Below are 12,602 nucleotides of genomic sequence, written 5' to 3'. Positions count from 1 at the left end.
CGCGGTGCGGGCCGCGGCCCCGTCCGCGGAAAGGGCCGAGCCCACCCCCGCTTCACCGCACCACCAGCTCCGCACCTCTTTCCTGCCCGGTGCCGGCGGACCACGGGCGACGAGGAAGGAGGCACCATGGGCACGCTGCCCGCGAAACCCAGCCTGGACCAGCTGCGCAAGCGCGCGAAGGACCTTGCGCGCGCGGAGAACGTCAAACTCGCCGAAGCGCAGTTCCGCATCGCGCGGGACCACGGCTTCCCGAGCTGGCCGAAGCTGCAGGCCTACGTCCGGCGCGTCACCGAGCACGGGGAAACCCTGCAGCACCCCTACCACCAGGACGTCGGCTACTACGCCGAACGCGCGCTCGGTCTGCTCGCCTCGGCGGAGGACGACACGCCCGGCGCGAAGGAGCCGTTCGCCCGCTGGAACCAGCCGCTCACCCGCGACGGCGCCCGCGCGGTCGTCGCGCGTGAGCACGGTTTCGGTTCCTGGAAAGCACTTCGCGACCACGTAAAGTCTCTTGTGGACAGTGGCGAGCCGTTCGCCCGCGCGTACCGGGCGATCGAGGCACGGGATCCCGAGCGGCTCGAAACGCTGCTCGGCGAGTTCCCCGGGCTCGTCGACGCCCGCGGCACCAACGGCAACGACCTGCTCGGCATGGCCGGCGCCACGCACGACGAGCGGCTCAGCCGGATCCTCCTCGACCACGGCGCCGATCCGGCCCGCGGCAACGTCCACGGCTGGACACCCCTGCACCAAGCCGCCTACAGCAACCTGCCGCTCCTGCTCGACCTGCTCCTGCGGCACGGCGCACCCGTCGACGTCTCAGCCCGCGGAGATGGCGGCACGCCCCTGGTCGTCGCCCTCTTCTGGGGAAACCGCGAAGCCGCGGAGACCTTGGCCGCGCACAGCCGCGCGCCGGGCAACCTGCGCGTCGCGGCCGGGCTCGGCGACCTCGACGCCCTCGACGAACTCCTGGCCTCGGGCCGCGGCGGCGCCCACCGCGGGTTCTACCGGCCCCACAGCGGTTTCCCGCGCTGGCAGCCGACGGACGACCCCGCCGAAGTGAGGAACGAGGCCCTCGCCTGGGCGGCGCGCAACAACCGGGTCGACGCGCTGAGAACGCTCGTCGCCCGAGGGGCCGAGGTGGACGCGGACGTCTACCGCGGCACCGCGCTGGCCTGGGCGGCGGCGCAGGGCAGGCTCGACGCCGTCCGGACGCTGCTCGACCTCGGCGCCGACGTGAACTTCCGCGGCACGTTCGGCGGGCCGACCCACGGCGAGGGCGTCACGGCCCTGCACCTGGCCGCGCAGTCCGGGCACCTCGACGTCATCCGCACCCTCGTCGAGAACGGCGCCGACCTCGGCGCGCGGGACGCGATCTACGGCAGCACCCCGGAGAAGTGGGCGGAGGTGGGCGAGCAGCCGGCCGCGCAAGACCTGCTCCGGTAGACAAACGGAGTCTGTAGTCCGTATCGTCGCAGGCGGACTACAGACTCCGGTTTGCCTTCTGGGAGGACCCATGACCACACCCTGCGACGTCTTCAGCGCGTTGTCCGACGGGATCAGCGAAGGACGCTTCAGCGAGCTTTCCGCGCTCTACGCCGAAGACACCGTCGTCGAACACCCCCAAGCGGTTCCGCGGCCGACGCGCCTCCACGGCCGCGCCGCGGTCCACGAGCGCTTCACCAGTGCCCTCGCCGGGGCGCTGCGGCTCAAGCGCAAGAACGTCGTCGTCCACGAGACGACCGACCCCGAGGTGATCGTCGCCGAATACGACTACGACGCCGAGTCGGCCGAAACCGGCCGGACGATCTCCACGGCCAACATTCAGGTGCTGCGGGTCCGCGACGGCCTCATCGTCCATTCCCGCGACTACCACGACTACCTGCGGTTGGCGGTCATCCGCGACGGCGTCGACCAGCTGGTCCAGGCCTACGAGCAGGCGCCGCCCCGCGAGTTGTCGCCGATCGGACCACGAACGTCGAGCGACCCGAACAGCCGGCGCGGAGTGTTCGAGCGGCTCGTCCACGGCGTGTGCGACAAGGCCGGACCGCACCTGGCGGAGCTGTACGCCGAGCCGACCCACGTCACGCACCCGTTCCAGCCGGGTTCGGCCGTCGTGCGCACGCGCGAGGAGCTGCGGGCGCACTTCGGGCAAGCCGCGGCCATGGGTGTCGACTTCGAGATCGCCGACCTCGTCACCTACGAGGGCACGGACCCGGAGATCCTGATCGCCGAGTTCGCCTACCAGGGCAGCTACGGCGGCCACCCGGTCCGGATCGCGAACATCTTCGCCATGCGGATCTCGGGCGGCCTGGTGGTCGAGTCCCGCGACTACGGCGACCACCTCGGCATCGCCGGCGACCTCGGCCGGATTCCCGAGCTGGCGGCGAAGGTCTAAGCCTCCGCGGCGAGGTCCTCGGGCAGGTCGAACTCGCCGTCGCGGACGCCCTTCACGAACGCGTCCCACTCCCCCGGCGTGAAGACGAGGATCACCCCGTCCGGCTTCGCCGACTGCCGCATCGCCGTGTAGGTGACGCCGTCGGTGTGCTCGATGAACGCGTACTCGACGCAGTCGTCGAGGGTGACGCCTTCGGGCTCGGCCCGGATCCACTCGGCCTTGGTGAAGTCGAGGTGGTGCCGGATGTGCGCCTTGTCGTCGACCGGCTGATCACTCATACCGCAAGAGTAGCGAAACGACCACCGAACGCACCGAAGGGGACGCCCGGCACCGGGCGTCCCCTTCGGCTGGAAAAACTCAGGCGGTCTCGGTGATCGGCCGGTCCACCCACGACATCAGGTCGCGCAGCTTCTTGCCGGTCGCCTCGATCGGGTGCTGGTTGCCCTGCTCCTCGAGCTTGGTGAAGTTCGGCCGGCCGGCCTCGTCCTCGGCGACCCATTCGCGGGCGAACGTGCCGTCCTGGATCTCGCCGAGGATCTTCTTCATCTCTTCCTTGACCGCCGGCGAGATGACGCGCGGGCCGCGGGTCAGGTCGCCGTACTCGGCGGTGTCGGAGATCGAGTAGCGCTGGCGCGCGATGCCGCCCTCGTACATGAGGTCGACGATCAGCTTCAGCTCGTGCAGCACCTCGAAGTAGGCGATCTCCGGGGCGTAGCCCGCCTCGGTGAGCACCTCGAAACCGGTCTGCACCAGCGCGGACGCGCCACCGCAGAGCACGGCCTGCTCGCCGAAGAGGTCGGTCTCGGTCTCCTCGGTGAACGTCGTCTTGATGACGCCGGCGCGGGCGCCACCGATGGCGGCCGCGTAGGAGAGGGCGAGCGCCTGGGCGTTGCCGGAGGCGTCCTGCTCCACGGCGATGAGCGCCGGGACGCCCTTGCCGTCGACGAACTGGCGGCGGACCAGGTGGCCCGGGCCCTTCGGGGCGACCATCGCGACGTCGACGTTCGCCGGCGGCTTGATCAGGTCGTAGCGGATGTTGAAGCCGTGCCCGAAGAAGATCGCGTCGCCGTCCTTGAGGTTCGGCGCGATGTCCTGCTCGTAGATGAAGCGCTGCTTGGTGTCCGGCGCCAGGATCATGATCAGGTCGGCCTCGGCCGACGCCTCGGCCGGGGTGAGCACGCGCAGGCCCTGCTCCTCGGCCTTCGCCCGCGACTTGGACCCCTCGGGCAGGCCGATGCGGACGTCGACGCCGGAGTCGCGCAGGCTCAGCGAGTGGGCGTGGCCCTGGCTGCCGTAGCCGATGACAGCGACCTTGCGCCCCTGGATGATCGAGAGGTCGGCGTCGTCGTCGTAGAAGATTTCCACTGCCATGGGGGTTACTGCTTCCTTTCCTGACTTACAAAGTTTCTAGCGTGGCGAGGTTGCGGTGATCGAGCGGGCTCCGCGCCCGACCGCGACCATGCCGGACTGCACGAGTTCGCGGATGCCATACGGCTCCAGCATCCGCAGCAGCGCGCCGATCTTGTCCGACGTCCCGGTCGCCTCGACGGTGAGCGCCTCCGGGGACACGTCCACCACCTTCGCACGGAAGAGCTGGACGGTTTCGAGGACCTGGCTGCGCACGGTGTTGTCGGCACGCACCTTGACCAGCAGCAGTTCGCGCTGCACGGCGGTCGACTGCTCCAGCTCGACGATCTTGATCACGTTGACCAGCTTGTTGAGCTGCTTCGTCACCTGTTCGAGCGGTAGCTCTTCCACGGCGACCACGATCGTCATGCGGGACACCTCGGGGTTTTCCGTGGGCCCGACGGCGAGGGACTCGATGTTGAACCCGCGGCGGGAGAACAGGCCCGACACGCGCGCGAGCACACCGGGCTTGTTCTCGACCAGGACACTCAGCGTGTGGACGCTCATCTCAGCGCTCACCTTCCCCAGCGGCTTCCGCGGCAGCTTCGGTCGTCTCGACCGAAACCTCGTCGTCGTCGAACAGCGGCCGGATGCCCCGGACCGCCATGATCTCGTCGTTGCCGGTGCCGGCGGCGACCATCGGCCACACCTGGGCATCCTTCCCCACGACGAAGTCGATCACGACGGGGCGGTCGTTGATTTCCATCGCGCGGCGGATGGTGGCGTCGACGTCTTCCTTCGTCTCGCACCGCAGGCCGGCGCAGCCCAGCGCCTCGGCCAGCAGGACGAAGTCCGGGATGCGGTGCTTGTGCGTCCCGAGGTCGGTGTTGGAGTACCGCTCCGAGTAGAAGAGGTTCTGCCACTGCCGGACCATGCCCAGGTTGCCGTTGTTGATCACGGCGACCTTGATCGGCGCGCCTTCGATGGCGCAGGTGGCCAGTTCCTGGTTGGTCATCTGGAAGCAGCCGTCGCCGTCGATCGCCCACACCTGCTTGTCCGGGACGCCGAACTGCGCGCCCATCGCGGCGGGCACCGCGTAGCCCATGGTGCCGAGGCCGCCGGAGTTGATCCAGGTGCGCGGGTTCTCGTACTTGACGAACTGCGCGGCCCACATCTGGTGCTGGCCGACGCCCGCGGCGTAGACGGCGTCCGGGCCGACGATCTGCCCGATCCGCTCGATGACGTACTGCGGCGACAGCGAACCGTCGTCGGGCCACTCGTAGCCGGCCGGGTAGTTCTTGCGCCAGTCGTCGGCCTGGGTCCACCAGTCGGCCAGGTCGGGCTGGCCGCTGTGGTCGAACTCCGCCTTCACCGCGGTGATGAGTTCGCCGATGATCTCCTTGCAGTCGCCCACGATCGGGACGTCGGCCTTGCGGTTCTTGGAGATCTCGGCCGGGTCGATGTCGGCGTGCACGATCGCGGCGTCGGGCGCGAACGACGACAGCTGGCCGGTGACCCGGTCGTCGAACCGGGCGCCGAGCGCGATCAGCAGGTCGGCGCGCTGCATGGCGGCGACCGCGGCGACCGTGCCGTGCATGCCCGGCATGCCGAGGTGCTGCGGGTGCGAGTCGGGGAACGCGCCGCGCGCCATCAGCGTGGTGACGACCGGGATGTTCGTCAGCTCGGCGAGCTGCTTCAGCTGCTCGTGCGCCTCGGCCTTGATGACGCCACCGCCGACGTAGAGCACCGGGCGCCGCGCCTTCGCGATCAGCTTCGCGGCTTCGCGGACCTGCTTGCCGTGCGGGCGCAGCGTGGGGCGGTAGCCCGGCAGCCGCAGCTCGGTCGGCCAGGAGAACGAGGTCATCTCCTGCAGCACGTCCTTGGGGATGTCCACCAGGACCGGGCCGGGGCGGCCCGTCGACGCCAGGTGGAACGCCTCGGCGATGGTCCGCGGGATGTCGATCGGGTCCGTGACGAGGAAGTTGTGCTTGGTGATCGGCATGGTGATGCCGCAGATGTCGGCTTCCTGGAACGCGTCGGTGCCGATCAGGGCGCGGGACTGCTGGCCGGTGATGGCCACGACCGGGACCGAGTCCATGTTCGCGTCGGCGAGCGGGGTGACCAGGTTGGTCGCGCCCGGGCCCGAGGTGGCCATGCAGACGCCGACCTTGCCGGTGGCCTGGGCGTACCCGGTGGCCGCGTGGCCGGCGCCCTGTTCGTGGCGGACCAGGATGTGGCGGACCTTCGTCGAGTCGAGGAGCGGGTCGTAGGCGGGCAGGATGGTGCCGCCCGGGATCCCGAAGACCACCTCGGCGCCGACGGCCTCGAGCGAGCGCACGAGGGACTGGGCGCCGGTGACGCGCACCGGCGTTCCCGCCGGTGGCGCCGGCTTCGGACGTGCTCCGGGCGTTCCGGGCGTCGGCCCGGGCTTCGCGTCGCTGCGCGACGTCGCACTGGTCATCGGATCTGCCTCGTGGGTCTCGGTGTCACTCGTTCGGGTCGGTTTTGTGCGGTGGGGCCAGGAATCTCTTCCCTTGGGCAACAAAAAACCCTCGCCGACCGTAAGGTCGCACGAGGGTTCGCGCGTCGACGCAGCGGAAAGTCTTCCCTAAGCGTCGACGCGCTTGGGAAGTACGAGGCCGGTCAGCGGTGTCACGGCGATGACGCTAGACCGAACGCCATGCGGGTGTCAACTCTGCGGGATGATGCGTCCGCATGGTGGACACCCGCGCGGCGCACGTCACGCGCGCGCGACCCGGGTTCGAGCCGGGCGTGCACGCGGTGCACCATTTCCGCGTGGCCGAAAAACAGCAGGACGAAGGCCGGAAGGCCGTCTTCCGCGTCCCCCGCACGTCCTTCATGGCGATCGCCCTCCTGACGATCTGCGTGACACCGATCGCGCTCGGGGAGATTCCGTACCTGCAGTGGCTCTACCTCTTCCCGATCGCGCTGGCGGTGTTCGTGGTCCGCCACCGCACGATCGCGACGCGCTCGGGGCTGGCGGTCCGCACGATGTTCGGCCACCGCGACATCCCGTGGTCGGCGTTGAAGGGGCTCGCGATCACGAAGAAGTCGCGGGTGCAGGCGGTGCTGCACGACGATACGAAGGTGCCGCTGCCGACCGTGCGGACCCGGCACCTGCCGGTGCTGTCGCTGGTGAGCGAGGGGCTGGTCGCCGACCCGAGCGGGGTGCTGGAGTCCGGGGACATCAAGCCCGGGACGTCGCCGAGCGAGTAACTCCGTGGCGCCCGACGGGAATCCGGTCCCCGCTCCGCCCCACCCTCGACGGGCAGGCTTCGCCTGGCGGCGTAAATTGGTCCTACCAGTTTCGTCGGCCACCCTTTGACCTGGGAGTTCCCCGTGCCGCCTCTCCGTTCCCGGACCACCACCCACGGCCGCAACGCGGCCGGCGCGCGCTCGCTCTGGCGCGCCACGGGCATGACCGACAGCGACTTCGGCAAGCCGATCGTGGCGATCGCCAACTCCTACACGCAGTTCGTGCCCGGCCACGTGCACCTGAAGGACCTCGGCGAGATCGTCGCGGGCGCGGTCAAGGAAGCGGGCGGCGTCGCGCGCGAGTTCCACACCATCGCCGTCGACGACGGCATCGCCATGGGCCACTCCGGCATGCTCTACTCGCTGCCCTCGCGCGAGATCATCGCCGACTCGGTGGAGTACATGGTCAACGCGCACCAGGCCGACGCGCTGGTGTGCATCTCCAACTGCGACAAGATCACCCCGGGCATGCTCAACGCCGCGATGCGCCTGAACATCCCGGTCGTGTTCGTCTCGGGTGGGCCGATGGAGGCCGGCAAGGCCGTGGTCGTGGGCGGCGTCGCGCAGGCCCCGACCGACTTGATCACGGCGATCGCGGCGTCGGCGAGCACCGAGGTCGACGACGAGGGTCTCGACGTCGTCGAGCGCTCGGCCTGCCCGACCTGCGGGTCGTGCTCCGGCATGTTCACCGCGAACTCGATGAACTGCCTCACCGAGGCGCTCGGGTTGTCGCTTCCCGGCAACGGCTCGACGCTGGCGACGCACGCCGCGCGCCGCGCGCTGTTCGAGGAGGCCGGCCGGACCGTCGTCGAGCTGTGCCGCCGCTGGTACGAGGAGGACGACGCCTCGGTCCTGCCGCGCTCGATCGCGTCGAAGGCGGCGTTCGAGAACGCGATGGCGCTGGACATGGCCATGGGCGGTTCGACGAACACGGTGCTGCACATCCTCGCGGCCGCCCAGGAGGGCGAGGTCGACTTCACCATCGCCGACATCGACGCGATCGGCCGCCGCGTGCCGTGCCTGTCGAAGGTGGCGCCGAACTCCGACTACCACATGGAAGACGTCCACCGGGCCGGCGGAATCCCGGCGATCCTCGGCGAGCTGTACCGCGGCGGGCTGCTCAACACCGACGTGTGGTCGGTGCACTCGCGCGATCTGGACTCGTGGCTCGGTTCCTGGGACATCCGGGCCGCTTCGCCTTCTTCCACGGCTGTCGAGCTCTTCCACGCGGCGCCGGGCGGGGTCCGCACCACACAGGCGTTCTCGACTTCGAACCGTTGGTCGTCGTTGGACACGGACGCGGCGGGCGGCTGCATCCGCGACGTCGAGCACGCGTACACGAAGGACGGCGGCCTGGCGATCCTGCGCGGCAACCTGGCGGAGAACGGCGCGGTGATCAAGGCCGCGGGCATCGACGAGGACCTGTGGCACTTCGAGGGCCCCGCGCGGGTGCTGGAGAGCCAGGAGGAAGCGGTGTCGGCGATCTTGAAGAAGGAGATCCAGCCGGGCGAGGTGCTGGTGATCCGCTACGAGGGTCCGGCGGGCGGCCCGGGCATGCAGGAGATGCTGCACCCGACGGCGTTCCTCAAGGGCTCGGGCTTGGGCAAGAAGTGCGCCCTGATCACGGACGGCCGGTTTTCCGGCGGCTCCTCGGGCATTTCGGTGGGCCACATCTCCCCGGAGGCGGCGGCGGGCGGCCTGATCGGCCTGGTCGAGAACGGCGACCGGATCCTGCTGGACATCCACGAGCGCCGGCTCGAGCTGCTGGTCGACGAGTCGGTGCTGGCCGAGCGCCGGGCGAAGATGGAGGCGTCCGAGCGGCCCTGGCAGCCGAAGCACCGCCAGCGCCCGGTGACGGCGGCTTTGCGCGCGTATGCCCGGATGGCGACATCGGCGGACACGGGCGCGGTCCGCGACGTGAACAAGTAGCTCTGGCTCGAAGCCGCGAAGGCCGTCCCGCACCGCTGGGGCGGCCTTCCGCCGTTCAGAACCGCGGTCTTCCGGCGTCCAGAGCCTCGGCACGACGGCCGTCCCCTTGCTTCCGGGGCGCCCTTTTCGGGCATTCCAGACCCCCGCCGCTTGGGGGACCCCCGGATTCAACGTTACCGGAGCGCACCGACAATTCCGGACCCGCGAACCGCAGTTGTCCACAGGCCCGCTCCGAGCCGCCGAGTTGTCCCCAACCCCGTGCCGGCCCGTCTCGCTACCGTGTCAAAACAATGACCACGACGGCCGCGGCGGCCGCCAGCAGCAGCGACACCAATCCCAATGGCAGCGGCCGCTTCCGCCAAGGCGTGTTCCGCTCCAGCGAAATCGGCCCGGACCCGGTGAACAGCAGGCTCAACGCCGAAGCCGCCAGCAGCAGCTCGAACTCGAACCCCCGCCCCGTCCCCTCGAAGAACCCCCCGTGGAACTTCGCGTACACGGCGTTGGCCGCCACCGCGAGCAACCCGGCCGCGGCCAGCGGCGTGAACAGCCCGACGATCACCAGCACGCCACCCCCGACCTCGGTGATGCCCGTGATCCACGACAGCAGCGTCGTCTGCTTGTGGTAGCCGTACGTCTCCAGCACCCGCGCGAACCCGCCGATGCCCGGCCCGCCGAACAGGCCGAACAGGTGCTGCAGGCCGTGCGCGCCCATGGTCACGCCGAGCGCCAGCCTCAGGATCAGCAGGCCGAGGCCGAGCCCGCCCTGGCGCGGGATGTCGTCCGACCGATCGTCCTCGACGCCCGACAGGACGCTGGTGGGCTGCTGCGAAAAGTCGTCTCCCCTGCTCACCCGCGCAGGTTAGGGGATCGCCGCGGGCCTGGCGAGCTCAGTATTCGCCGTGCACCAGGTTGTCCGGCAGCTCGCCGCCGGCGTACCGGGCGATCTCGGCCGCGGCGACGGCGTACGAACGACCACGAACCCCGCGCACGGCCCCGCCGACGTGCGGCGTCAGCAGCAGCCCCGGCGCCGTCCACAGCGGGTGCTCAGCGGGCGGCGGCTCGGGGTCGGTGACGTCGAGGGCGGCCCGCAACCGGCCCGTGGTCAATTCCGCGACCAGGGCGTCGGTGGCCACGACGGCGCCGCGCGAGACGTTGACCAGCACCGCGCCGTCGCGCATCCGGGCCAGGAACTCCGCGTCGGCCATCCCGCGCGTGCGGGAGGTCAGCGGCACCATCAGCACCACGACGTCGTGCAGCTCGAGCAGGCCGGGCAGCTCACGCACGCCGTGCACGCCTTCCCGCGCGGTCATCCCGACCATCGTGCAGCGCGCGTCGAACGGCTCGAGCCGGCGCCGCAAGTGCTGTCCGAGATCTCCGGCGCCGATGACGAGCACGCGCTTGCCCTGCAGCGTGTCCGCCGATTGCCGCTCCCACCGGCCTTCGCGCTGCGCCGCGGCGAAGACGTCCAGTTTTCGGTAAATCGACAGCAGCGCGGCGACGACCCACTCGGCCGTGCTCCCGCCGTGCGCGCCGCGGCAGGTGGAGAGCAGGACGCCGTCGGGCACCTTGCCGACCCAGTCCTCGGCGCCGGCGGACAGCAGCTGGATCAGCTTCAGGTTCGGCAGCGCGCGCCACAGCTGCTCCCCCGGCGGGTGCTTGCCGGGGATGAGCACCTGCGCCTTCGCGGCTTCGGGCGGCACCGGTTCGCCCCACTGGTAGCGCACGGGCAGGACCCGCGGGACCTCGGCGAGCACGGTCATGCCCTCGTCGTCGGGCACCAGCACGGTCAGCGTCATGATCTCCAACGTAATCGAGGAGTACTCACCCATGGTTCACGCACCGGCCCTTAGGCTGGGGGATCATGCGCACCCGCTACCGCTCGGCCCTGCTGGCGATCTTGGCCTGCGGCGTCCTGCTGCCCGCCGGGTGCGCGCGGTTCGACGACACCGCGGCGGGCCAGACGTTCAGCCCCGCGCCCGTCCCGAGCCCCGAATCGCCGCCCGAGGTCCAGGGCCCCGGTGCGGATTCCGGGAGCGGCCCCAAGCAAGCACGGCCCGGCCAGTCGGCCGCGCCGGTACCGCCGCCGCAGGGCTGCAAGGACTTCGACCCGTCGGTGATCGCGACCTGCCTGGACACCGTCGCCGCGGTGGCCGGCCTGCCGGGTGACGGCTCCACGCCCAGCGCGCTGGCCGGCGAGCGCAAGAGCGGCCGCGTGCTGCTGGCCACGAGCGGCAAGGACGCGACGGACTTCGCGACGCTCGAAGTCCAGGCGGCCGGCGACGGCGGGCTGACCGGGCTCGCGCTGTCGCCGTCGTACGTCGAGGACCAGCTGGTGTTCGCCTACATCACGACCGCGACCGACAACCGCGTCGTGCGGTTCGCCAAGGGCCAGTCGCCGAAACCGGTGCTCACCGGCATCCCGAAGGGTGCGTCCGGCAACCGCGGCACGATCGGCACCGACAACCGGGGCGCGCTGCTGGTCGCGACCGGCGACGCCGGCAACCCGGCCGCCGCGGCCGACCCGAATTCGCTCGCCGGGAAGCTGCTGCGCATCGACACTTCCGGCAAGGCCGCGGCGGGCAACCCGAACGGGTCGCTCGCGGTGGCGGCCGGCCTGCACGCCCCGGGCGGGGTGTGCGCCTCGGCCGACGGCGGCCGCGTCTGGGTCACCGACCGCCTCGCCGACAAGGACGCCCTCTACCGGATCCAGGCCGGCCAGCCGCTGGCGACGCCGGCGTGGACGTGGCCGGACAAGCCGGGTGTCGCGGGCTGCGCCGACTTCGTCGACGCCAACGGCTCGCTCTCGGTCGGCACCGCACTGGCCGGCAACCTGCAGAACCTCCCGGTCAGCCCGGACGGCGCGATCAGCGGCAAGCCGACGATCAGCCTCGACGGAAAGACCGGCAAGCCACCGCTGACGTACGGGCGCCTGGCCGGCATGAGCATGATCAACCCGCAGCTGGCGGTGGCGGGCACGGTCAACAAGGACGGCGGCACCCCGGTCTCCAGCGACGACCGTGTGGTGCTGATCACCCCAGCCACCTCCGGCGGCGGCAACAGCAAGGACTGACCAGCAGGTTTTCGCCGGTCGCCGATTTTTGACGACGGCGTGCTCCGCGCGGGCGCCCAGCACGCGGGGTTCGCCCGTCGCCGACTTTCGACCACAGCGCGCGCCCGCGCCGGCGCGGCAAGGCGCGGGTTTCGCCGGTCGCCGACTTTCGACCACAGCGCGCGCCCGCGCCGGCGCGGCAAGGCGCGGGTTTCGCCGGTCGCCAATCTTCGACCACAGCGCGCGCCGCGCCGGCGCGCAGCGGCGGGGTTCGCCGGTCGCCGATTTTTCGACCACAGCGTGCGCCGGGCGGGCACGCAGCACGCGGGGGTTCGCCCGTCGCCAACTTTCGACCACAGCGTGCGCCGCGACGGCGCGCAGCAGGGCGCCGGTTTCGCCGGTCGCGGACTTTCGACCACAGCGCGCGCCGCGGCGGCGCGCGGCAGGACGCGGGTTTCACCGATCGCCGACTATCGACCACGGCGTCCTCCGCCGCTGGCGCGGCAGGGCGCAGGTTCAAGGACCGGCCGCGCGCGCCCACCGCCCGAACGGTCCGCGCACTGCCACGGCCGGCCGGTGCCGAACCGCCCTCGTCTCCCCGGACGG

At 71.0% G+C, this 12,602-nt stretch carries 11 protein-coding genes; 5 read left to right on the top strand and 6 right to left on the bottom strand.

The genetic code is table 11. The features are described from left to right. Positions 1-126: 126 nt before the first annotated feature. Both ISP_RS09080 and ISP_RS09075 read left to right on the top strand, forming a co-directional pair. Entirely contained in the window at positions 127-1,443 is a 1,317-nt protein-coding gene (locus ISP_RS09080; protein WP_013223586.1) for an ankyrin repeat domain-containing protein, read from the top strand. 70 nt (positions 1,444-1,513) lie between these two features. After that, the gene (locus ISP_RS09075) at positions 1,514-2,395 is read left to right on the top strand and encodes a nuclear transport factor 2 family protein (RefSeq protein WP_013223585.1); all 882 of its coding nucleotides are present in this window, start codon (positions 1,514-1,516) and stop codon (positions 2,393-2,395) included. Here the strand turns inward: ISP_RS09075 and ISP_RS09070 are convergent. The 4 genes from ISP_RS09070 to ISP_RS09055 all read right to left on the bottom strand — a co-directional run bounded on the left by ISP_RS09070 (position 2,392) and on the right by ISP_RS09055 (position 6,203). Further along, entirely contained in the window at positions 2,392-2,673 is a 282-nt protein-coding gene (locus tag ISP_RS09070) for a DUF397 domain-containing protein (RefSeq protein WP_013223584.1), read from the bottom strand. The genes ISP_RS09075 and ISP_RS09070 overlap by 4 nt on opposite strands. A 79-nt stretch (positions 2,674-2,752) precedes the next feature. Next, positions 2,753-3,766 (bottom strand): ketol-acid reductoisomerase, encoded by a 1,014-nt coding sequence (ilvC, locus tag ISP_RS09065; protein WP_013223583.1) that lies wholly within the window; start codon positions 3,764-3,766, stop codon positions 2,753-2,755. Positions 3,767-3,802: 36 nt separating this feature from the next. Then, positions 3,803-4,309, bottom strand: a complete 507-nt coding sequence (ilvN, locus tag ISP_RS09060; RefSeq protein ID WP_003080760.1) for an acetolactate synthase small subunit — start codon at positions 4,307-4,309, stop codon at positions 3,803-3,805. Between the two features lies 1 nt (position 4,310). Continuing rightward, on the bottom strand, positions 4,311-6,203 hold the full coding sequence (locus tag ISP_RS09055; RefSeq protein ID WP_034284399.1) for an acetolactate synthase large subunit: 1,893 nt from the start codon (positions 6,201-6,203) through the stop codon (positions 4,311-4,313). Positions 6,204-6,457: 254 nt separating this feature from the next. Here ISP_RS09055 and ISP_RS09050 point away from each other — a divergent pair, with 254 nt between their 5' ends. Together ISP_RS09050 and ilvD are read left to right on the top strand one after the other, a co-directional pair. After that, a complete protein-coding gene (locus ISP_RS09050; protein ID WP_013223581.1) occupies positions 6,458-6,979 on the top strand; it encodes a PH domain-containing protein in 522 nt (173 codons plus the stop codon). A gap of 123 nt (positions 6,980-7,102) precedes the next feature. After that, complete coding sequence (ilvD, locus tag ISP_RS09045) at positions 7,103-8,947, top strand: dihydroxy-acid dehydratase (RefSeq protein ID WP_013223580.1); 1,845 nt, start codon at positions 7,103-7,105, stop codon at positions 8,945-8,947. A 274-nt stretch (positions 8,948-9,221) separates the two neighbouring features. Here the strand turns inward: ilvD and ISP_RS09040 are convergent, their stop codons facing one another. Both ISP_RS09040 and ISP_RS09035 read right to left on the bottom strand, forming a co-directional pair. Then, positions 9,222-9,797: a DoxX family membrane protein gene (locus tag ISP_RS09040; RefSeq protein ID WP_013223579.1), complete on the bottom strand. Its 576-nt coding sequence runs from the start codon at positions 9,795-9,797 to the stop codon at positions 9,222-9,224. Between the two features lie 37 nt (positions 9,798-9,834). Beyond that, positions 9,835-10,743: a 2-hydroxyacid dehydrogenase gene (locus tag ISP_RS09035; RefSeq protein ID WP_014466703.1), complete on the bottom strand. Its 909-nt coding sequence runs from the start codon at positions 10,741-10,743 to the stop codon at positions 9,835-9,837. Positions 10,744-10,808: 65 nt separating this feature from the next. On the opposite strand from ISP_RS09035, the gene ISP_RS09030 reads away from it, so the two are divergent. Continuing rightward, the gene (locus ISP_RS09030) at positions 10,809-12,017 is read left to right on the top strand and encodes a PQQ-dependent sugar dehydrogenase (protein WP_013223577.1); all 1,209 of its coding nucleotides are present in this window, start codon (positions 10,809-10,811) and stop codon (positions 12,015-12,017) included. The last annotated feature ends 585 nt before the right edge of the window (positions 12,018-12,602 follow it).

The organism is Amycolatopsis mediterranei (genome assembly GCF_026017845.1).
In the GTDB taxonomy this organism is placed as follows: Bacteria; Actinomycetota; Actinomycetes; order Mycobacteriales; family Pseudonocardiaceae; genus Amycolatopsis; species Amycolatopsis mediterranei.
The sequence above is the reverse complement of the archived record's forward strand: the minus strand, read 5'-3'. Positions and strand labels throughout refer to the sequence as shown.